24 protein-coding genes, 1 riboswitch and 1 other annotated feature are annotated in these 22319 nt (G+C 34.8%); of the genes, 8 read left to right on the top strand and 16 right to left on the bottom strand.

Features of this window, described 5'->3' with window-relative positions; translation table 11 throughout:
• Positions 1-116: 116 nt before the first annotated feature.
• A complete protein-coding gene (locus ACFVQC_RS12080; RefSeq protein WP_377898428.1) occupies positions 117-2159 on the bottom strand; it encodes a transglycosylase domain-containing protein in 2043 nt (680 codons plus the stop codon).
• A gap of 311 nt (positions 2160-2470) precedes the next feature.
• Between ACFVQC_RS12080 and ACFVQC_RS12075 the strand changes: the two genes are divergently transcribed.
• The 3 genes from ACFVQC_RS12075 (at position 2471) to ACFVQC_RS12065 (ending at position 5019) form a co-directional block, all read left to right on the top strand.
• Entirely contained in the window at positions 2471-3091 is a 621-nt protein-coding gene (locus tag ACFVQC_RS12075) for a DUF47 domain-containing protein (RefSeq protein WP_000231445.1), read from the top strand.
• A gap of 11 nt (positions 3092-3102) precedes the next feature.
• A complete protein-coding gene (locus tag ACFVQC_RS12070) occupies positions 3103-4101 on the top strand; it encodes an inorganic phosphate transporter (protein ID WP_002149443.1) in 999 nt (332 codons plus the stop codon).
• 117 nt (positions 4102-4218) lie between these two features.
• Positions 4219-5019: a sulfite exporter TauE/SafE family protein gene (locus ACFVQC_RS12065; protein ID WP_377893292.1), complete on the top strand. Its 801-nt coding sequence runs from the start codon at positions 4219-4221 to the stop codon at positions 5017-5019.
• Positions 5020-5312: 293 nt separating this feature from the next.
• On the opposite strand, the gene ACFVQC_RS12060 is transcribed toward ACFVQC_RS12065, so the two are convergent.
• Positions 5313-5540: a hypothetical protein gene (locus ACFVQC_RS12060; protein ID WP_000883004.1), complete on the bottom strand. Its 228-nt coding sequence runs from the start codon at positions 5538-5540 to the stop codon at positions 5313-5315.
• Between the two features lie 170 nt (positions 5541-5710).
• On the opposite strand from ACFVQC_RS12060, the gene ACFVQC_RS12055 reads away from it, so the two are divergent.
• Positions 5711-6217 (top strand): Crp/Fnr family transcriptional regulator, encoded by a 507-nt coding sequence (locus ACFVQC_RS12055; RefSeq protein ID WP_377893294.1) that lies wholly within the window; start codon positions 5711-5713, stop codon positions 6215-6217.
• 35 nt (positions 6218-6252) lie between these two features.
• On the opposite strand, the gene hmpA is transcribed toward ACFVQC_RS12055, so the two are convergent.
• The 3 genes from hmpA to ACFVQC_RS12040 form a co-directional block, all read right to left on the bottom strand.
• Positions 6253-7461 (bottom strand): NO-inducible flavohemoprotein, encoded by a 1209-nt coding sequence (gene hmpA / locus ACFVQC_RS12050; RefSeq protein WP_377893296.1) that lies wholly within the window; start codon positions 7459-7461, stop codon positions 6253-6255.
• 216 nt (positions 7462-7677) lie between these two features.
• Complete coding sequence (locus ACFVQC_RS12045; protein ID WP_377898427.1) at positions 7678-8196, bottom strand: hypothetical protein; 519 nt, start codon at positions 8194-8196, stop codon at positions 7678-7680.
• A gap of 114 nt (positions 8197-8310) precedes the next feature.
• Positions 8311-9408 (bottom strand): site-2 protease family protein, encoded by a 1098-nt coding sequence (locus ACFVQC_RS12040; RefSeq protein WP_002149448.1) that lies wholly within the window; start codon positions 9406-9408, stop codon positions 8311-8313.
• A 151-nt stretch (positions 9409-9559) separates the two neighbouring features.
• Here ACFVQC_RS12040 and ACFVQC_RS12035 point away from each other — a divergent pair, with 151 nt between their 5' ends.
• The gene (locus ACFVQC_RS12035) at positions 9560-9757 is read left to right on the top strand and encodes a hypothetical protein (RefSeq protein WP_000776287.1); all 198 of its coding nucleotides are present in this window, start codon (positions 9560-9562) and stop codon (positions 9755-9757) included.
• 184 nt (positions 9758-9941) lie between these two features.
• Here the strand turns inward: ACFVQC_RS12035 and ACFVQC_RS12030 are convergent, their stop codons facing one another.
• Entirely contained in the window at positions 9942-10793 is an 852-nt protein-coding gene (locus tag ACFVQC_RS12030) for a YhfM domain-containing protein (RefSeq protein ID WP_377898426.1), read from the bottom strand.
• A 107-nt stretch (positions 10794-10900) separates the two neighbouring features.
• On the opposite strand from ACFVQC_RS12030, the gene ACFVQC_RS12025 reads away from it, so the two are divergent.
• Positions 10901-11677: a class I SAM-dependent methyltransferase gene (locus tag ACFVQC_RS12025; RefSeq protein ID WP_377898425.1), complete on the top strand. Its 777-nt coding sequence runs from the start codon at positions 10901-10903 to the stop codon at positions 11675-11677.
• 39 nt (positions 11678-11716) lie between these two features.
• Here the strand turns inward: ACFVQC_RS12025 and ACFVQC_RS12020 are convergent, their stop codons facing one another.
• Positions 11717-11926: a hypothetical protein gene (locus tag ACFVQC_RS12020; RefSeq protein WP_000880630.1), complete on the bottom strand. Its 210-nt coding sequence runs from the start codon at positions 11924-11926 to the stop codon at positions 11717-11719.
• 262 nt (positions 11927-12188) lie between these two features.
• Positions 12189-12447 (top strand) — a binding site (T-box leader).
• A gap of 60 nt (positions 12448-12507) precedes the next feature.
• Between ACFVQC_RS12020 and brnQ3 the strand changes: the two genes are divergently transcribed.
• Positions 12508-13863, top strand: coding sequence for a branched-chain amino acid transport system II carrier protein BrnQ3 (brnQ3, locus tag ACFVQC_RS12015; protein ID WP_377898424.1), 1356 nt, complete (start codon positions 12508-12510; stop codon positions 13861-13863).
• 24 nt (positions 13864-13887) lie between these two features.
• On the opposite strand, the gene ACFVQC_RS12010 is transcribed toward brnQ3, so the two are convergent.
• The 6 genes from ACFVQC_RS12010 to ACFVQC_RS11985 form a co-directional block, all read right to left on the bottom strand.
• Entirely contained in the window at positions 13888-14244 is a 357-nt protein-coding gene (locus ACFVQC_RS12010) for a DUF3992 domain-containing protein (protein WP_377898423.1), read from the bottom strand.
• 10 nt (positions 14245-14254) lie between these two features.
• Positions 14255-14887, bottom strand: coding sequence for a response regulator (locus ACFVQC_RS12005; RefSeq protein WP_377898422.1), 633 nt, complete (start codon positions 14885-14887; stop codon positions 14255-14257).
• Positions 14884-15939, bottom strand: coding sequence for a sensor histidine kinase (locus ACFVQC_RS12000; protein ID WP_377898421.1), 1056 nt, complete (start codon positions 15937-15939; stop codon positions 14884-14886). The genes ACFVQC_RS12005 and ACFVQC_RS12000 overlap by 4 nt, the downstream gene beginning before the upstream one ends.
• The gene (liaF, locus tag ACFVQC_RS11995) at positions 15939-16679 is read right to left on the bottom strand and encodes a cell wall-active antibiotics response protein LiaF (protein WP_377898420.1); all 741 of its coding nucleotides are present in this window, start codon (positions 16677-16679) and stop codon (positions 15939-15941) included. The genes ACFVQC_RS12000 and liaF overlap by 1 nt, the downstream gene beginning before the upstream one ends.
• A gap of 107 nt (positions 16680-16786) precedes the next feature.
• Positions 16787-17449, bottom strand: coding sequence for a PspA/IM30 family protein (locus ACFVQC_RS11990; protein WP_377893309.1), 663 nt, complete (start codon positions 17447-17449; stop codon positions 16787-16789).
• A gap of 64 nt (positions 17450-17513) precedes the next feature.
• Positions 17514-17870 (bottom strand): lmo0954 family membrane protein, encoded by a 357-nt coding sequence (locus ACFVQC_RS11985; RefSeq protein ID WP_070141475.1) that lies wholly within the window; start codon positions 17868-17870, stop codon positions 17514-17516.
• A gap of 309 nt (positions 17871-18179) precedes the next feature.
• Here ACFVQC_RS11985 and ACFVQC_RS11980 point away from each other — a divergent pair, with 309 nt between their 5' ends.
• Entirely contained in the window at positions 18180-18602 is a 423-nt protein-coding gene (locus tag ACFVQC_RS11980) for a GNAT family N-acetyltransferase (protein ID WP_002149464.1), read from the top strand.
• Positions 18603-18670: 68 nt separating this feature from the next.
• Here ACFVQC_RS11980 and ACFVQC_RS11975 read toward each other — a convergent pair whose 3' ends face one another.
• From ACFVQC_RS11975 to gltP, 3 genes are all read right to left on the bottom strand, one after another.
• The gene (locus ACFVQC_RS11975) at positions 18671-19987 is read right to left on the bottom strand and encodes a Na+/H+ antiporter NhaC family protein (protein WP_377898419.1); all 1317 of its coding nucleotides are present in this window, start codon (positions 19985-19987) and stop codon (positions 18671-18673) included.
• A 94-nt stretch (positions 19988-20081) separates the two neighbouring features.
• Positions 20082-20187, bottom strand: a riboswitch (SAM riboswitch).
• A gap of 120 nt (positions 20188-20307) precedes the next feature.
• Positions 20308-20826 (bottom strand): ribonuclease FAU-1 family protein, encoded by a 519-nt coding sequence (locus tag ACFVQC_RS11970; protein ID WP_377898418.1) that lies wholly within the window; start codon positions 20824-20826, stop codon positions 20308-20310.
• A 68-nt stretch (positions 20827-20894) separates the two neighbouring features.
• On the bottom strand, positions 20895-22169 hold the full coding sequence (gltP, locus tag ACFVQC_RS11965; protein WP_002149471.1) for a glutamate/aspartate:proton symporter GltP: 1275 nt from the start codon (positions 22167-22169) through the stop codon (positions 20895-20897).
• Between the last annotated feature and the right edge of the window lie 150 nt (positions 22170-22319).

Here is a 22319-nt window from a genome sequence, read left to right as displayed (position 1 = left end):
TCATTTCCCGATTAGTATGGGCTAATCATTAGTGGTGGATAACCCCCCTAATGATTGAAGTTTCACTTTATTTTTCATACGAAAAAGAGGCGAATTTCGTTATTCGCCTCTTTCTTTTACCAAAATGATGGAATCCACTCTTTCACTTTATCAAACCACTCTTGCTGCTCTTGTTTTCTTTGTTGTTCCTCTTCTTTCCTTCGCTTCTCTTCTTCTTTTCTTCGTTTTTCCTCTTCGATTGTTTGCAATTGTTTTTTGTAGTCAGCCTCAGGTATTAGCGATAACTGGAATGCTTTTTGAGCTGGATTTACATTTGCTTTTTTCATGATATCCCGGAACATCGTCGTCGTAATTTGACTCCCTCCCGGAACATAATGCTCGCTATCAGTTTTATCATATCCTACCCAAATCGCACCTACTAAATCTGGCGTATATCCAACAAACCATGAATCCTTTGCACCATTTCTTGGACCATTTACAATTTGAGTAGTACCTGTCTTACCCGCCGTATCAACATTATTAACTTTCGCTTTTTCACCTGTTCCCTTTTCGACAACACCTTTTAATAAATATGTCATCTTTTGAGCAATTTTCTCACTCGTCACTCGTGTCTCTTTCTTATACCATTTCCCAATCGTTTCACCTTCAGCGTTTTGAATTTCTCTAATTGCATGAGCCTCCACTTGAACACCATCATTTGCAAATGTACTATATGCTTGGGCCATTACAAATGGAGATGTACCTACATGCATCCCGCCTAAAGCAATCGGATACGTATGGTCTTCAGGCTCTAATGGAATACCAAACCGCTCTAAAGATTTCAATCCTTTATCTAACCCTATTTGCTCTAATAGCCAAACTGCTGAAACATTATATGACTTTGCCACAGCTTCATACATCGTCACATTACCATGGAACGTATGATCACTATTTTGTGGTGCATATTCTTTAATATTAAACGGTTCATCTTTTAATACATCGTATACTTCATATCCTTGCTCTAATGCTGGTACATACACTGCAAGAGGCTTTAACGTTGAACCTGGCTGTCTTTTTAATTGTGTTGCATGATTAAACTGTAAAAATTGATAAGGACCTCTACCTCCAACTAAAGCCGGAACACCGCCAGTTTTTGGATTCATAAGGACCACTCCAGTTTGCATAAGCTGATCTGAACCACTATCTTTAAAATAACTATCATTATTCACAACATCTTCAACCGCTTGTTGTTTTTTCGGGTCAAGTTCCGTATAAATACGATAACCACCTGCTAAAATTTCATTTTGTGTTAATTCATACTTGTCCATCGCTTCTCTAACAATATAATCTACGTATTGAGAATATTTCCCCTTATATTTATCGTCAACACCACGTCGTAATACAAGACCTGATTCTTTCTCCTGACTATATTGTTCTTCAGAAATATATCCTTGCTCCTTCATTAAACCTAATACGACATTACGTCTTTCAATTGATTTATTAAAATTTTTATACGGCGAATACGCAGATGGCGCTTTAATTAATCCTGCAATCGTTGCAGCTTCTGAAATTGTTAAGTCTTTTACCTCTTTATCAAAATACGATTTAGCTGCTCTTTTTATCCCCCAAGCACCTTCACCAAAATAAATTTGATTCATATACATTTCTATAATTTCATCTTTTGAATAAGTACGCTCTATTTTTTTTGTTAAAAAATATTCCTTTATTTTACGTGAGTATGTGCGATCTTGTGTCAAAAATACATTTTTTGCAAGTTGTTGTGTAATTGTACTACCACCTGCCACAACTTCACCAGCTGTAATGTTCTTAAATACAGCACTTATGATTCCACTATAGTAAATACCATGATGACTAAAAAATTCCTTATCTTCTACTGCAACAATTGCTTGAACCATAATATCAGGAATATCTTTCCTTTTAACTCCTTCTGTTTTAGAAGAAGCTAATTTAGTCGCAACTTCATTATTTGCATCATAAATTAAAGTTGGTTGTGGAACAGCTTGTTTTAATTCAGATATATCTTGAATGGAAATTATTATATTTACAACAATAAATAGAGTAGCAACTAAACTTCCCAATACAATTAATGAATTGCGTAGTTTCTTCCTCTTATTGAACCACTCAAGCGTTTTTTTTAAGTGAGTGTTCTTCAATTTCATTGGTTCACTTCCTTCATTTGTTTACACTCTTCTTTTTAAAAGGAAGAATATACCTCCTTTTAAATTCATTATAATAACGTAGTCGTTCCTATAGTGTAAAGCTTTTCTTTCACATTCATACTTTTCACAAGAAAAGGACATTCTACAAGTAAGATATTCACTATTCAGTATTAATATTATTAATACAACAATGAGAGTTATGTTAAGTTTTTGTAAACTTTTCGATAAAATGTTTTAAAAAACGACAGTTTTTTGTTAGAATTGATTAGCCAATATATTTTACATATATTACTTTTGTGGGGGTAACAATAATGGTCTTTAAATCAAAGAAAGATAAATTTTCTGAAATGCTAATGAATGTTTCCGAAAATTTAAAAGAAGGCGCGCAGTTTTTCGTGGAGTATAAAATTAAAAATGCTAGCGATTTAAAAGAATTTTCTATGCGCATGAAAGAGTATGAGTCAAAAGGTGACTCATTCATTCACGAAATCATTATGGAGCTAAACAAAGCGTTTATTACTCCTATTGAACGTGAAGACATCCTACAGCTTGCAATGAGTATGGATGATGTATTAGACGGATTAGATCATAGTGCTGGTCTATTCGAAATGTATTCTATTACAGAAGCTGATGAATACATGATTAAATTTGTAGAAGCAATTAATCAATGTGCGATTGAAATTGCAAACTCTGTTGAATTACTATCTAAAAAGAAATTAGTCGATATTCGTACAAATGCGATTAAGATTAAGGATTACGAGTCACAATGTGATGATATTCGCCGTCATGCGATTAAGCACTTATTCTCTCGTGAGAAAGATCCGATTAAGATTATTCAATTTAAAGAGATTTACGAAGAGCTTGAAGAAGTAGCTGATAGCTGTCAAAGCGTTGCAAACGTATTAGAAACAATCATTATGAAGAACGCGTAAGGAGTTTGATCATGGATACACTCTTGATACTGACCGTTTTAGTAGTCATTTGCGCTTTAGCTTTTGACTTTATCAATGGATTTCACGATACAGCAAACGCTATTGCAACGGCTGTTTCAACGAAAGCTCTAAAGCCTAGACATGCAATTGTTATGGCAGCTATTATGAACTTTTTAGGTGCGATGACATTTACAGGTGTAGCAAAAACTATTACAAAAGATATCGTTGACCCGTTTGCCTTGCCAAATGGTTCTCTTGTAATTTTAGCTGCTTTGCTTGCGGCAATAGTCTGGAATTTGCTCACTTGGTACTATGGCATTCCAAGTAGTTCTTCGCATGCAATTATTGGTGCAATCGCTGGTGCAGCAATTGCTGCTGCTGGTATTAGCTCATTAAACTATAAAGGGTTTATAAAAATTCTTGAAGCTTTAATCATTTCACCGATTATCGCTTTTGTTATTGGTTACATCGTATATAGTATTTTCAAAGTGGTCTTTAAAAACTTTAACTTAACGAAAACGAACAAGAACTTCCGTATATTCCAGATCTTCACTGCAGCATTACAAGCTTACACACATGGTACGAATGATGCACAAAAAGCAATGGGAATCATTACGATGGCTCTTATGGCCAATAACTATCATACTTCTGACGACATCCCGTTCTGGGTACAATTATGTTGTGCAATCGCAATGGGTCTTGGTACTTCTGTCGGTGGATGGAAAATTATTAAAACTGTCGGTGGACAAATTATGAAAATTCGTCCTGTAAATGGTGTAGCTGCCGATTTATCATCATCACTTGTTATTTTCGGTGCAACATTCATTCACTTACCGGTTAGTACAACGCACGTTATCTCTTCTTCTATTTTAGGGGTTGGTGCTTCACATCGTGTGAAAGGTGTAAAATGGGGAACTGCAAAACGCATGTTAATTACATGGGTTATTACACTTCCTATTTCAGCTTCTTTAGCTGCATTATTTTACTACTTATTACACTTAATCTTTTAATCAAAAGTCGTCTTCCTTATTTTTCAAGGAAGACGACTTTTTTGTGAACAAACCTATTTTTTATTAAAAAGCGTGTATAATGATTGATGGATAAGTTATATAGAGGAGTTGGCAATTTTGGAATACATCATGTTACTTTTCATCGGATTAATCGCTGGGACAGTCGGGAGCCTAGTCGGGCTTGGAGGCGGAATTATTATCGTTCCGTTATTAATTGGATTACACAGTTTATCACCACAACTCGCAGTAGGAACTTCAATGGTAACAGTCGTTTTTACAGGGCTGTCTTCTACCCTTACTTATATGAAACATAAACGAGTAGATTATAAAAGTGGACTTATTTTATTTATCGGGAGTGGCCCTGGTGGTATTATCGGATCATGGGCAAACAAATTTTTAAACCAAGATACATTTTCTTTATACTTTGGGATTTTTCTTATATTCGTCTCCATTCTTCTTATACTACGAGACAAATTGAAACCTCTTTCCCTATCAAATATGACTGTAATTAAGCGATCTTTTACAGATAACGAAGGAAATACTATAGACTATCAATTCCCACCATTTCTCGCTATCTTTATTGCCTTTATAGTTGGATTTATATCCGGATTATTCGGAATCGGTGGTGGCGCCTTACTTGTGCCAGCGATGATGCTTCTTTTTGCGTTCCCAGCACACATTGCTGTAGCAACTTCAATGTTTATCGTATTTCTCTCAGCAATTGTAAGTTCTTTAACTCACATCTCTCTAGGAAATGTCAGCTGGGCTTATGCATTAATTCTTATTCCTGGTGCATGGATTGGCGGAAAAATCGGGGCTTATATTAACACGAAATTAAGCGGTAATGCAGTAATTAATTTATTACGTATCACATTAATTATTCTTGGAACTAGATTAATCATTACTTCATTTTTATAACGCGTTCTTTCTAGAATGCGTTTTTTCTTATACACATGAATATAAAAAGGCTCCTAGGAAAACAAATAAAACTAAACAAACACTTAATAGCATAAAATTTGAAATATGTACTTTCTTCAAGTTGATCACTCCTATAGCTATGACTGTTATCCTTATGATAGCGAAAAAACAGTTATCTTACAGTTACAAAGTGCTAACAATGCAAAATCATTTATTACAAATTTTATCCTTATATTTCATTTCTTTGTATAATCTATCGATTCAATAAAAAAAGATGTCATATTGACATCTTTTTAGTGAAGAAGTGACCATCCCATAAAGTCTTCATGTACTTGGCACGCCCTCTTATCGTTTCGATCATATAATTCAGCATAACTATCTGTTTCTTCATCATAAGCCATCGTATAAATAATTTGGCCGTCTATTTCAACGGATAAAACGACTCCACCTTTCATCTCTTCTACATGAATGATAGCATTCGCCGGAATTCTCATATCCGTCATCTTCATCGCATCTAACAATATACTAAACCCCCTACAGCGTATTCATTGCTAGTACTATTACACACTAAATAGTATACTACTGTAATAGCATACATTTCGTCAATGAAATTACTGTTTAAAAAGCATATTATCTTTATACATATACGCTAAAATATAAGAAATAGAAATATTTTAATGGGGGGCTAACATTGATTCTACATAAGGGAGATATATTATTCCGTCAAGGTGAGGACGGTCCTTTATACTTTATAAAAACAGGTTTATTAAAAGTTATTCGATTAGAAGAAAACGGAACACCATTTTTATTTAATATTATCGTTCCTGGTGAAACGATACCTCACCATTCTTTAATTTCACCGAAGGAATATCACGGTACAGCTATCGCTTTAATGAAAACAGAAGTTGAGCCTATAATTAGTAATGAATGGTACGATCAACTTCAAGCAAATCCTGCATCATATGCAAATATCGCGATGCAATTACAATCGAAGTTACGAATGATGCAACAGCGTATCGATCAATTGACAACTGTCTCTCCTAAAGAGCGCCTTCATCGTTTACAAGAGTGGTTCACTTTATATTTAGGTGACATCCCTATTTATGAAATATTAACACAAACTGAAATTGGGCAGCTCATAGGTGTACGCCGCGAAACAGTAAATCGATTATTAAGAGAACAAGCAAAAACGAGGTAAAATAATACCTCGTTTTTCGCTTGTGCAAATTTAATCTATTGTAAGCTTGCTGCGGGACCGAAAAATTCATAATGAATGTTCTCTTGTTTAACACCCAAATCAATTAATGCAGCATTTATATGTTTCATAAATGGTACTGGACCGCAGAAATAAAATTCTGCTTCAGTCGTTGGAATAATAGTTTGTAACCATTCACGTTCAATGAATCCTTCTTTATCAAAATTCTTCATTTCCACATCTTGCTCTGTCGGTGAAGAATAGCAAGTATATGCTTTAACTTGTTCATACTCTTTTTCTACTGTCTCAACATGCTCTTTCATCGCATGTGTATTACTATTTATCGCCGCATGAACAAAGCATACATTACGCTTTGATTCTTGTTCAATTAACGTATTTAACATACTCATCATCGGTGTAATACCTACTCCACCACTAATTAGTACAACAGGTAATGTTGACTCCATATTTAATACGAAATCTCCCGCTGGTGCACTTACTGGTAAGACATCTCCTTCCCCTACATGATCATGTAAGTAATTAGATACTTTACCATCTGGTGTATCTACACCTTTTTCTTTCTTTACACTAATACGATAATATCCTTTTCCAGGAGCATCAGATAAGCTATATTGACGATTATGCGTATATGTTTCACCTTCAATATTTATTTGAATCGTTACATATTGTCCTGGGATGAATGAAGAAACTTTCCCGCCATCTTCAGGTTTTAAATAAAATGATGTAATAACGTCGCTTTCCTTCACTTTTTTAACAATCACAAAGTTGCGGAAATCTTTCCATCCACCTTCTTTATGTGCAGCTTCTTCATACATATCCGCTTCAATGCTAATGAATGCATCAGCAATGACGCCATACGCTTCTCCCCATGCATTTAAAACTTCATCAGGTGCGCCTGCGACCTCTTTAATCGCTCGTAGTAAGCATGTACCTACTATTGGATAATGCTCTGCTTTAATACCTAAACTTCTATGCTTATGACCGATTTGTTTTACAACTGGAATAATAGCTTCTAAATTATCAATGTACATTGCAGCTGCATATACAGCATTTGCTAACGCTTGTTGTTGTCTTCCCTTTTTCTGATTCGTATGGTTAAAAATATTCAATAACTCCGGATGTTCAGAAAATAAAATTTGATAAAATCTCGTTGTAATTTCAACGCCTTTTTCTTGTAATAATGGTACTGTTGACTTTACTATTTCAATTGTTTTTGCACTTAACATTGTATCCCACTCCTCTATTTCCTTAACTGTTTTTAGTTTAACTGAATTGTATAATACATATTGTGATTTTAATCACTATTAACACGTTGTTTTTGTGAAAAATATATGAACAATGCACATATATCGTAAAATTTTAATGTACGGAGGTCTTCCATACCCCCTCCCTCACCAATCGTCCTCAAAGAAAATAAGCTAACTAGAATTCTAGCTAGCTTACTACTTTGCTTGTATCGCTTGTTCAATTACTTTTATATTCTGCCCGTTTCCAAACTCTGTATACCCCCATATATTCGTTTCACCTTTATATTTATTTATGCGTATATCCAAGTCATGATATACGCGATGAGCATAGATTACATACTCCATATTCTGAAGCTCCACACCTTTTTTTACAATTTCATAACTTCTATTCACATCGCGCTTTATTTTTTCATTTTTTATTTCTTTATGTATATTTTTTAAAGAGGCTTCTTGCTCTTGAAACCATTGTTTAAAATGTTTCCAATCCCCATCTGTATATTTCTCTGCCTTACCATAATTCAAGAAATTATTATAACTTTCATGTGTCGTACGAACAAAATCGAGTGTCTTCTTCTTCTCTTGCACCTCTTCTATTTGTACTACTGTATTTACTCCAGCAGACTTATTCGCATAATATAATAGTACTTTCATAAGACTATAGCTCGCTATTGCCATCACAGTAATAGTTACCAATACACTTAACAATTTCTTCATATACAGAACCCCTTTTCTACTATGAATATTACAATGTACTGTTACATTTGTAACATTCTCTCGTAGAAATGTAATTCCTGTTTAAATCCTTCTTTTCATTTCGACACTATTTTTCTACAAACTTCTCCTTGGTAAATGCTCTTGTAAAACAATATAACCTTCATAAGCGGTATAACCGAGTATAGCCATTAATCCGATATAACAAGCAAATACTGTCCATTTCGTTTTCGTATCGACTTTATAATAATTTTCTTGTTGTTCCTTTTCTGTTTCCCATTCATTTAATTTTCTTTCTGACATTTCAAATGCTTCTCTTATATGAATTGTATGCATTTCTTTTTCATCTTCATATGGGACATAATCAAGTGGCTCAAATTTTGGTAAAAGGTACTCTAGCACTTCAATCTTTTGAAGTTCTCCTGTTTTTAATTCTTTTTCACGTTCTCTTTGTCTTAATACATTCATCTCATGGTGAATCATATAAATCGTTCGATGCACCGCACCAGTTTCTTTTAATTCCTCTTCAAGCCTAGCAACATATTCTTTCATTCCATCGATTTTATATCCTAATTCCTTAATCGGCTCATCTCTCTTTATTACTCTATATAATTCCATACAGCCGATAATAACAATAAATCCTCCCAAAATACTTTTAAAGTAAATTGAATAGCCTAGCAGTAAAACAAGCCCGGCTCCCCAAATTTTAGTACTTACAACTGAAATGATTCGGCCGCCATCTAGCGGTGAAACTGGAATTAAATTAAAGAAATTAATCATACTTCCAAGTAAAATAATAAGCGCCCAAAACGGCTCTTTCGTTATTATATACAGTGGGATCGCGGGTAAAAATGAAAGCAATCCAAAAAGAGGTCCCATATAGGCGATGTAAGCTTCATCTTTTGCATTTTTCGGCATCTCTTTCATCCCAATAAGAGCTCCCATAAATGGTATGAAGATTGCTGGCGATGTTGGTATACCTTTCTTTCTCGCTGCCCATAAATGCCCCATCTCATGTACAAACAATAAATACACGAGTGCTACCCCAAACTTCCAACCATATATGACTGCGTATGCACCAAGCGATAAAAACATACTAAATACTGTTGAAAATTTTGCTAACTTAAAAATTGCAAATACCCATTTTAACTTGGATAGTAAAAATAACCCTATTGCAACAATAATTCCCCATAACCCTTTTTTATTATTTTTCATATTCCTCTCCTTTATCTCGCTTTACTGAGCCATATACACTCATCAAAACTTATTCTTTTCTCTATTATGACATATTTTTTTCTATTGTTAGAAATAATGTTTATTTCATCCATTTTTAGCCAAAAATAAAAATAAAAGGAGGTAAATACAAATGAAATTACAATCTCTTATGATAGGCGCTCTATCGTTTTTAGCTTCAACTCTTATTTTTTATACCGTCAGTTACGTATTATTATTAGATTGGTTGCCAAATCACTTATTTATAGCCCTTATTATTCTTTCTGCTCTTATGATTTCCTTTCTAATTACACGAAAATCAATGAATGAGCCATCTGCAAAAGCAAAATAATAGAGGGGATCTTTCCCCTCTATTATCATTTCCTAGGAAAGGCCATATAGACTTTATGATTCTTACTGCCCGCTATTTGCAGGCAATAAGAATCCCACCTCAAAATTCGGCTGGAGCAAAGAAGTTAGGTGGGAGTCGTGCTAATAATCAGCGGTGGATGCCCCCCACTGATTAAAGTTTCACTTTATCTTTGTAAATTCATTTTTTCACCATACTCTTTAACAATTTGAATAATGTTTTGAAATGCTCCTACTTTTTCTTTCTTACTATTTAATATTTGTAAATCGTAATTATCATAATAGGTTTCTAGTGCTTTTAATTGTGATTCTGAAGCATCTTTTATCGGAACAGTAACATTCAATTCATACTGTTTATACCCTTCCTTTACTTTTTCAGCTGAAATCATTTCACTCTCTTTTGCTCCAATTAATTTTTGAATCTTTTCCGGGAAAATCAATTGCAAATAATATTCTTGTTCCTTTGCTAACTTATTATATAGTGATTGTGAAATCGTATAACGTACCGTATAATTTATTTTTTGATCGCCTGCTTTAATATGAAACGCGGTAATCTGCAAATCTTTTTTCGTTATTTCCGTTAAAGGCCCTACTTGCATCTCATCTTCTTTTTGTTCTGGAATCTTTGGAAATATAGCCAAAAGTTTTTCCGTATCTTTTTCGTTCAGCATATACATATCTTTCTTATATTGCACCCATCCTCGGCGGTCTTCTCCTCTTAACCATGCATAATATGTTTCTTTTTTTCCATCTCTACTAATTTGTATTTCATATTCCGGTTCACCAAAACTACCCGTTACTTCTTGTTTTTCCGCTTTGTTTATAATATCCACCACCAACTCCGCATCCATTTTCTTTAAATTTTTTTCTTCTTTACCTTTTTGTATAACAGTTATTTGTAATGGTTCTTTCACTTCATTCACTGTCTCCTCTACTTGTTTCGATTCCTTCTTTTGCTCGGCTTGACCACACGACGCGAGTAAAATAACACATAAAAACATTAAATATTTCGCTTTCAAATCGATTCTCCTTTCCAATAAGATATTCTTATAATCCTCATGCATAAAACAAAAACGTTACATTATATAGAATGAGCTATACTATACACTGAAGGGAGGATTTTACAATGTCCATTAATTTTCATGATGCAAATAATAAGTATACGTATGCAAATCGTAACGCACATATTTCATGGCAGGAAACAATAAACAATATTGTAGATGTACAAAACAAACAAGTAATTGATATAGGTTGTGGTGGAGGCATTTATACGAAAGAACTTGCTCTTATGGGAGCCAAAAATGTTGTTGGGCTTGATTTTTCAAAAGAAATATTACAAGCTGCAAAAGAAAATTGTAATGCCTTCCCAAACATTTCATTCATTCACGGTGATGCGCATAACATTCCATATCCTAACGAATCTTTCGACCTTGTCATTTCTCGCGCAGTCATCCATCATTTACAAGATATTCCTACATTTATACGAGAGGCTTCTCGTATATTAAAAAAAGACGGTATACTTATTTTACAAGACCGAACTATTGAAGATTGTACAATTCCAGGAAGTCCTGAACACATTCGTGGATACTTTTTCTCTGTATTTCCAAAACTCATTGAAATAGAATCAAAAAGAAGACCAAAAACCACTACTATACAGCAAGAATTACAAAAATATTCTCTTCAAGTGTTCCCCATACAAACACAATGGGAAGTACGAAAAACACATGATTCTGTAGAAGCATTGCTGCAAGATTTATCTCCTCGAACCGGACGATCCATTCTATATGAATTAACAGATCATGAACTTTCTCAACTTCTACATCATATCCAAACGGCATTACAAAACGTCTCTCCTATCATCGAAAGAGATCGTTGGACCATTTGGAGCGCCCTGAAATTGTAAGGGAGGAAGCCTCACAAAATAATGTGAGGCTTCCTTCTTTCATAATCTAATTTTGCAACACTCTTGATATCCTCCACTCCTGGCCTGTGCACTTCCACACTTCGGACATACTAAATATCTAGACTGATTTGTCAACAAACTACCTTTTTGAAAGAGTAAAACTTCTGCTTGTTTAAACGAACGCGAATAATATAACCACATAAAACCAATTATAGCAATAATGCCAAATAATACTCCCATCGCAAGCATTTCAGTCACCTCTTTTGGTTTGTTCTTTCCAGCAAGTGGATTGTTGTATTATTCTCTGCAAATTCAAACAAATCCTCCCTTACTCCTATAAATATCGATTTTCTCCATAAACTTTACAATTCTCTATAATGTTTTACAGCATTTTTACAAACAGCATTAACCCTTATATTCTCAGCTATATTTCTACAGGAAAGGGTATTCCCCAAAAAATATGTTGACTTTCTAAAAAAAACATGTGAAAATGTTGTCAGAATACTTGAATAAAAATTCATTGACGAGAACGAGTATGTTATAGAGCTGTTCCCCAGAGAGTTGGTATTTTGCTGAAAGCCAATGCTCAGTTCGCAACCGAAAATCATCTCCGAGAAGTAGAACCGAATGCTGAAGTAAGTTCTTACCGGTCGTCCCCCGTTACAAGGAACACGTATCATGTTGTACGTTGTAAAGCCGTATACATATAGATATATTTCTATATGTATAAATTAGGGTGGTATCGCGGGTAAATATAACTCGTCCCTTTCTTAAGGGACGAGTTTTTTGTGTTCTTACAATGAATTTACAAAAAAGGAGGAAAAAAAACAATGAACACTGTATCAAAAAAACATATTTTTTTCACAGGTCTTATGCTATTTTCTTTATTTTTTGGAGCAGGTAATTTAATTTTCCCTCCAATGCTTGGACAAAATGCTGGTGAAAACTTTTGGCCAGCAATGATTGGTTTTTTACTAACAGGAGTCGGCTTACCGCTACTTACTGTTATCGCCATTTCTCTATCAGGAAATGGAATGCAACAACTTGCAAGTCATGTTCACCCATCATTCGGAATATTCTTTACAGTAGTTGTATACATTGCAATCGGTCCATCTATGGGCATCCCACGTGTTGCTAATGTCGCTTATGAAATGGGAGTTAGTTCTTTCTTACCAGAATCTATTCGCTCTAGCAGCCTAGCCCTATTTTTATACACAGTCATCTTCTTTGCTATCGTATTTTGGCTTAGTTTAAACCCTTCTAAGCTCGTCGATCGTATCGGAAGTGTATTAACACCTATTTTATTACTCTCTATTTTCTTATTATTCGTTAAGAGTGTATTTACACCCCTCGGGCAATCTGGACCAGCCATGCAAGAGTATCAAACTTCTCCAATTTTCAAAGGTTTTATGGAAGGATACTTAACGATGGATACCATTTCAGCACTTGCATTTGGGATTATCGTTGTAAATGCAATTCGCTCAAAAGGTGTGAATGACCGTAAATCAATTGCCATCGCAACAACAAAAGCAGGACTTATTGCCGCTACCGGCCTCGTACTTGTATATGGTGCACTTGGCTGGCTCGGTACAACTAGTGTCTCTCTTGGATACGCAAACAATGGAGGACAGCTACTTACCGTTATCGTACAACAATTATTCGGTCCATATGGTCTAATTCTGTTATCTCTTATCGTTACACTCGCTTGCTTAACAACATGCGTTGGACTTGTATCTGCATGCAGTCAATACTTCTCAACATTATTGACAAAATTTTCATACAAAACGTTAGCAAGCGTCATTTGCTTGTTAGGATTATTAGTTGCCAATTTAGGTTTAACAAAAATTATTGCAATCTCTGTTCCTATTTTACTTGTTGTATATCCAGTTGCAATTGTACTCGTGTTATTATCATTACTTCATAAATATTTCGGTGGCTATCGATCTGTTTATGTATGTGCTTTAATTGGAACAGCAGTTGTTAGCGTTTTTGACGGATTAAAACAAGGGAATATTCCTGTTTCATTTATCACATCTTATTTCGAGTTTATTCCATTATATAATGAAGGAATTGGCTGGTTAGTACCAGCATTAGTTGGGGCTATTATCGGTTTTGCCATCGCAAAATTAAGTGGTGCAAAAGCAGTACCATTAACGGACCATTCACCTGAATCGAAAGCATCATAAAAAAACTCCCATTTCGGGAGTTTTTTACATTTGATAAGAAGTATGATTAAAGCTACTTACTTTATAAGCTTTCGTATAGTAATCAATATTTGTATCCACTGTTTCTACTTTTACAACATCATAGCAATCTTCTTGCTTCACTAGAAATAAATAATATTCTTCTGTTGCCTCAATAATTGCAATACGATCTGTTTCAATATCATATTGTCCACAAAGTGCTTGCAACGCATTCACATAGTTACCTAATTTTTTCGTTTCATCCATTCCAAATATCGTTTGAACTAACATACACTCTCTCCCCTTTGTATGTACTGTTAACACCTTAATGATAACGCTTACATAAATGACCGTCAACAAAAAGCTTTGACCATATATAGTCAAAGCTTCCTTCTTATTTCGTCAATTGGTGTCTAAACGCATAAATAACCGCCTGTGTCCGGTCACTTACATTTAGCTTATTTAATATATTACTCACATGTGTCTTTACTGTTTTAAGGGCAATAAACAACTCATCTGCAATCTCTTGATTACTTTTCCCCTCTGCAATTAATAACAAAATTTCAGACTCTCTTTCTGTTAACTCCTCATGCAAAGGTTGTTCTTTCTTCTGACGCATACGAGACATCATTTTGCCAGTAACTTTCGGCTCTAATACCGTTTCCCCAGCATAAGTAGCTCGTACAGCGTCTGCAATATCACTCGCTCTTGATGTTTTTAATAAATAACTTGTCGCTCCCGCCTCAATAACAGGATACAACTTTTCATCATCTAAAAAGCTCGTTACAACTACAATTTTCGCTTCTGGCCATTCTTGAATAATAGCACGTGTTGCTTCAACCCCGTCCATCTCATCCATAACAAGGTCCATTAAAATAATATCCGGTCTTAATTGCAAAGCTAACTCTGAACCTTTTCTTCCATTTTCAGCTTCTCCAACTACTTCAATATCTGGCTGCGTTGATAAATATGTTGATACACCCATTCGAACCATTTCATGATCATCAACTAGTAATACTTTTATCATGATTCTCCCCCTCTCTCAATCATAATCGGTACTTTCACTTCTATTTGCGTACCTTTATTCGGAAAACTAAGAACTTTTAATGTACCACCAATTTCATGAACTCGCTCTTGCATTGACCTTAAGCCGTATGAACCTGCCTTATTAACTCCAACTTTAAAACCAACACCATCATCAATAATTTTCAAAATCGCATATTGATCAATTTTACGAAGGCGTACTTCGGTTTTCTTTGCCTTCGCATGCCGTAAAGTATTAGACAGCGCCTCTTGTACAATACGGAATAAATGATCCTCTACACCTTTTTTTAATTGAATCGGTTCAATTAACCATTCAATTTTCATATGTTGCTTTCTAGACAGTTCTGTTAATAATTCTTCTATACCCTCAGTTAGTTTCTTACCTTCTAACTGCACTGGGCGTAAATGAAGGAGCAATGCTCTCATTTCTGATTGTGCATTTACAACCATATTCTCAACAAGCTGCAACTGTTTTTTCGTTGTGTCTGGAATTTCAGCTACTTGTTCATTAATGGCTGACATCATCATCGACATTGCAAAAAGCTGCTGACTTACAGAATCATGCAGCTCTCTCGCTAATCGATGCCTTTCTTGAGAAATCGCTTCTTGTCTCATCTCTTCATTCCAATGGGCTCGTTCATTCGTTACTTTTTGAAATAGCCCAGCTTGCTCTTCTAAGCGACGAGCAAGACCAATTACTTTTCGTTCCACTTCATGAAATTCATCGTCCGCAGTAAATGAAACATCACTTGGAAAATTCCCTCGTTCTACTTCGAACAGAAAAGTATTTAATCCTTGTATACGCTGCTCTATATAATAACCGATTGCATACCCTACAATTCCTCCGATAAGGAGACTGGTACTCATAATAAACAAGCCAATTGGAACAGAAGCGATGGATTCTTTCCATAATATATCATAAACTTGTTGCTCACTTTTCCATACATAAACAATCGTACAAATAAGTGCGATACTTACAGAAGATAACATAGAATAACGAATATACATCCATGAAATATTCCTTTGTTTTTTCATTATACTTTCCTCACTTCCGTATCGCCTACGACAAGCGAAGAAATAATTTTAATACGACGAGGAGCTTCTTTATACTGTTCTGTTCTAAACGTAACATTACGGTTAAATCCAGTTTCTTCGTGTCCTGGCAAGAGCACGCGCCCAACAATAACAGAATGATTTAAAGACAATTCAATATCATACGGCACATATAAACGAATATTACCAACGACTCCCCGAATAACAATTACCGTTTCTCCCTCTGGAATCATCGCAGTTGTTAAATCAATTTCAACATCACAAGCACCATATTGGACGTTAATATCCTCAAGTTCATAAATATGATCCATCATCCGGACATTACCTACAAACATATTTTTTATATACGGTTCTGTACGATATATTTGTTTTTCTTCATCTATATATCCCTTTTCTTTAATTTCAACTTTCATTGCTTTTTGCTGATGTCCTTGTTGGATAAGTTGATAACCAATTAAAGCTAAACAAGCAAACACAACAAGTACGAATGCTGCTGATGAAAATAAGAAGAATAAGAATACAATACCACCGACAAATAAAAATACATTCCCTCTTACATAACGGTTCTTCTTTCGATAATGTCTTCCAAACATAATCATAATAAATGCAAAAATTAGACCACCTGGTTCAAAATGTCCAAGTATCATATCAAGAAAAAGACCGAATCCAAATATGATGAGGAGCATCCCCATTAATTGTGTTTTTGAAAATTGCTTCTTCATTTCAGCTCCCCCCCTCCTTGTCACATATACATAGAAGAAAAGGCATTGCTTTCCAACACCTTTTCTTCTATCACTATATCATAAGCCTGTTTTATTATATACTACAATTATTTTGTTACTTCTTTCGTCAACGATACTTCATTTTTCTCTTTCATTTCACGCTCTAGTTTTGCAATTTTCATATCAAATGTATCACGCTCATGCTCCTCATTTATACGCAGCTCTATGTCACGAATGTGATCTTCAATTTCTTCGAATCGTAAGAACGGATTATTTTCATCCATTTTATGAATAGCAGTATTCATACGGCGGTTTGCATGCGCCATATTTTCACGTGCCATTAATTCCATACGCTTTGCGTTCATTTCTTTTAATTTATTTTTCATTTCTGAAAGACGACGCTCTAACTCATCAATTTGCTCTACAACGCCAGCATACATTTCTTCTAAGCGAGTTACTTGCCCTTCATAATACGCTACTTCTTCTAATGCGCGTTCATGCAATTGTAATTCGCCTGCTTCTTGTGCGATGATAGCTTGCTTTGATCTTTTACTAACGAAATAACGTGCTTGCTCAAGCTCACGAGCAAAGTTAGATTTTAATGTTTTATGACGCTGAATTAACTTCTCAATTTTTGTTATTTCACGCTCACTGTCGCGTAAATATTGGTTTAACATAGCAATTGGATTTTTTCTTTCTTTCTCATCTAACACATTATGAAAATCAGCTAAAATTGCATCACGTACACGTCCGAATAAAGATTGTTTCATTATAATCTTCCTCTCTTCTACTTTATAATTTGATTTGATTTGATTTGATTTGATTCATTTTATATTAGTTTTTCATTAACTTGTTCCACTCATCTTCAAAGTTGCTATATGGTTTAGAACTTTCTGGAGCAGCATCAACAACTACATTTTTTTCTTTTTTCCACTCACGGTAACCGTAGTATAAAACTACTAATGCTGCGATACCGATTAATGCTGGGGAATGAGAAAGTGCAATGGACAATCCGATTAAACCAACAATACCCCAAGCTAACTTTCCAAAGAATGATTTAGCTCGCACAAATGATTTATAGCTCCAGTACACAACTCCTGCTCCAATGGCGAATCCTACAATACCAGCAAGACTACCAAGAGCAATTAAAGCCAAAATACCGGCTGCGATAAACGCTAGAAATTGTTTCATCTTGTGCTTGCCTCCCTTCGATTTGATACTCTTATCTTAACTATTTTTTCATATTTCCATAACGAGCTTAAGAACTGTTTTCGACTCAGACTTAAGACCGAGTTGCATTCAGCCTTTTGCAAAACGAACATGTATGCGATGCGTATAGATACAGAAAAATTCTTATTCAATAACGGATGAGAATCTCAACTTGCGCGTCCAAAAAATTAGCAATACGTACAAACTTTTATTAAATTACATTAAAAAAATATTAAGAAAATTATGTTAAAATAAATCAGAAAGCTATATTTAAATTAAAGGGGATATATCATGAATTTACACATTACGAAAGAAATCAATACCGCCGCTAAAAACTATATAAACAATCAGCTTTATGAATATAATTTAAAGCACTTTCCATCTGATTTAAGAGACAGATACTTAGAGATTCATTTATTTCTTAAAGATGAAAATGGTAAAATACGCGGGGGGATATTAGGTGAAGTCTGTTGGAATTGGTTAGAGATTCACTCTTTTATCATGGATGAAGATATACGTGCATTAGGGTATGGAACTAAACTGTTATTAGAAGTAGAAAAAATCGCTTTAGAAAGAAATTGTGATTTTATAAAAGTTGACACTTTAAGCTTTCAAGCATTAGATTTCTATAAAAAATACGGTTATAAAGAGTATGGTATCCTCGATAACGTAGGAAGAGATTATAAGCACTACTATTTGAAAAAGGATTTATAAATAATAAAAAACGCTCAGAGAATGTTCTCCGAGCGTTTTCAACTGCTAATAATAAATGTCTCTTTATGTTATGCAGTTTTATGATACTCTTTTTTTTCCGCCACTTTAGAAAACCTCGGGAAACCAATTAATATAGAAATGATTCCACATACTCCAACTAAAATTGGATAAAATGCATATGGTAACAATTCGACCGGAGATAACGCAGCAAATCCTGCCGCTGTTAACATTTGAGCACCATATGGGATTAACCCTTGTACACAGCAAGAGAAAAGATCCAGTACACTCGCTGATTTACGGGGATCAATTTCATACTGATCTGCAATATTTTTCGCAAGCGGACCTGTAAAAATGATAGAGATTGTATTGTTTGCTGTACACATATTCGTCATACTCACTAAGCCAGCAATACCGAACTCTGCTCCTTTTTTCGAACGAATATTACGCGTTAAAAGATTCATTAAATATTGAATACCACCATTATATTGGATCAGTTCAACCATACCACCGATTAAAATGGCAAGTAATACTAACTCCATCATACCGCCCATTCCAGTCGTTACACTTTTAAAGAAACTCTCCAACGTGTAACTTCCATCTATAAGACCGATAGCGCCAGATAATACAGTTCCACCAGTTAACACAATAAGTACATTCCAGCCAAGTAGCGCGGTAATAAGTACTCCTGCATACGGTAAAATCTTTATCCAGTCAAAACTATGGGCTTTAACTTGTGTATCACTTCCTAAAGTAATTATTACTAATAGTATAATTGTAATAATAGCAGCTGGTAATACAATTAAAAAGTTCGTTTTAAACTTATCTTTCATTTCTGTTCCTTGTGAACGAACAGCAGCAATTGTTGTATCTGAAATAAATGATAAATTATCACCAAACATCGCTCCGCCCACAACAGTAGCCATCGCAAGTGCAATTGAGATATCAGTTTGCCCACTAATACCTACAGCAATTGGTGCTAGTGCTGCAATTGTTCCCATTGAAGTTCCCATCGCTAATGAAATAAATGCCCCTATAACAAAAATTCCAGCAACGATAAATCCTGGTGGCAAAATAGATAGCGCTAAATTAACAGTTGAATCAACTCCGCCCATTCCTTTTGCTGTTTCAGAAAACGCCCCTGCAAGTACAAAAATTAATACCATAATCATAATATCCGGATTTCCTGCACCTTTAGCAAATCGTTCTACTTTCACATTAAAGCTTTCTTTACGATTCATCACTAAAGCAATTCCTACAGCAATTGAAATTGCTACAAGTATCGGCAATTTATAGAAATCACCTGTAATAATTCCAGAACCAATAAATAGCGCCAAAAATATTCCAAGTGGTAATAACGCTAAACCATTTCCTCTCGTTTCTTTCAAAGTATCATCTCTCCCTAGTTTTCAACCTTTTCTAGTGAATAACAAAAGACCTCTTCCGATGAGAAGAGGTCTTATACATCTATAAGAAACACTCTTCTCATCTTTCAAGCACATGCTTGCTGGATTTGGCACAGCACTCTGAAATCGAGTCCGCTGCCGAGGCATCGTAGGGCCAGTCCCTCCGCCTCTCTTTATAAGAAGGTTTCATATTTATTTTTTAATAATAATTTCTTTCCTAACTTTACTCGCTTACAAAACAAAAGTCAATTATTTTTTGTATAGATTTTTTTGGTAATTATACAAAAATATGAATACATCAATCATTTTAACTTTTCAATTTCTTCATCCAATACTGAGATCCAATAAAATTCTCCATTTTTTATCGCTGATATAATCCACTTCGTTGTATGCCAAGCTAATTCATATTCTTCCTTCTTAACATCGTCCATTCTATAAGCATCCTCTAACTCATCTTCATCTAATACATAAATCTCACCGTTTGGTAACAATACGACATCTAAATATAAATCATCAAAATAAGGTAAACCACGCTCGTCTATTTTATATTCTTTCGTCACATCGATATAATATTGCACTAATTTTTGCTGATCATCTAACATAGCTGTAATTGCAAAGTTTTTGCCGTTTATAAAATATTGCATCCATGTATACCCATCACCTGCAATGCAAAGATTTTTACCGTTGTATTCTTTATGACTATGTTCTCTCACCTTTTTCATGTCCAGTATTCCTAACATTCCATCCTCTACTTGCTTAACCCTATAATCCTTCTCTATTAGTCGCTTCCACGAAGAACCGTCACCATATTTACGTTTCATTACGTCCGCTCCTCTTCTATATATAGAAAAGCCCCCACATATTATGTGAGAGCTTGTTCATATTATAATTAAGCTGCTTGACCCTTTTCAGATATCTCTTTTAAATAGGCTTGTCCTTTTTCAGCGTCATATTGACCTTCCCACTTAGACATAACTACAGCCGCTAAAGAGTTACCTACAACGTTAACTGCTGTACGAGCCATATCAAGAATACGGTCAATACCTGCAATAAACGCTAAACCTTCAGCTGGAATACCTACTGTACCAAGTGTTGCTAATAATACAACGAATGATACGCCCGGTACACCCGCGATACCTTTTGATGTAACCATTAAAACAAGTAATAACGTAATTTGTTGTGTAATGGATAATTCAATACCGTACATTTGCGCTAAGAAAATTGCCGCAATTGCTTGATATAACGTTGATCCATCTAAGTTAAATGAATAACCTGTTGGAATAACGAAAGATGTAATTGCTTTCGGACAACCGAATTTCTCCATTTTCTCCATAATTTTCGGTAAAACCGTTTCTGAACTTGCTGTAGAATACGCTAAGATCAGCTCGTCTTTTAAAATCTTAAAGAATTCGAAAATGTTTATTCCAAAGATTTTCGCTGTAAGCCCTAATACGACCACAACGAAGAATATCATTGCCCCATATACTACAATGAGTAATTTCCCCAATGGAATTAATGAAGCTAATCCGAATGTAGAAACTGTAACACCAATTAATGCGAATACACCAAATGGTGCAAATTTCATAACTTGGTTCGTTACATAAAACATTGCGTCAGCTACACCTTGGAAAAATTGTAGAACTGGTTTACCACGCTCACCAATCGCTGCTACACCTAAACCAAATAATACTGAGAAGAAGATAATAGCAAGCATATCACCTTCAGCCAATGATTTCATAATGTTCGTCGGAACAATATTTACAAACGTATCCGCGAACGAATGACTTTGTACTTGAGCTGTTGTTTCTGCATATTTAGAAATATCAGTCTTTGTTAATTTATCCATATCAACGCCTTTTCCAGGTTGGAAAATGTTCGCTATTAATAGACCAACAGCAATTGCAATCGTTGTAATAATTTCAAAGTAAAGAATTGTTTTTCCGCCTAGTCGGCCTAACTTCTTAACATCGCCAACACCAGCAACACCAACAACGATACTTGCTACAACAATTGGTACAACGATCATCTTAATTAATCGAATGAAAATATCACCAATTGGTTTTAAATAATCAACCACTGCCGGATTGCCAAAGAAAATCGCCCCAACTGCAATACCAAGCGCAAGTCCTATTAAAATTTGCCATGCAAGTCCTATTCTTTTCATACTTGTGGTAACCCCCTCTTCGATGTGTCACTCTATCTCTCATTCTATCTCTATAAAACTTGAAATTAAGAGTATTACATATTATTCGACAATTCACTACATTTTGTCCCTGTTAAAAATCATAAATCAAAATTTAAAATCTGACAACAT

The organism is Bacillus sp. NPDC057893 (assembly GCF_042796455.1).
In the GTDB taxonomy this organism is placed as follows: domain Bacteria; phylum Bacillota; class Bacilli; order Bacillales; family Bacillaceae_G; genus Bacillus_A.
This window is presented reverse-complemented; position numbering and strand designations above follow the sequence as displayed.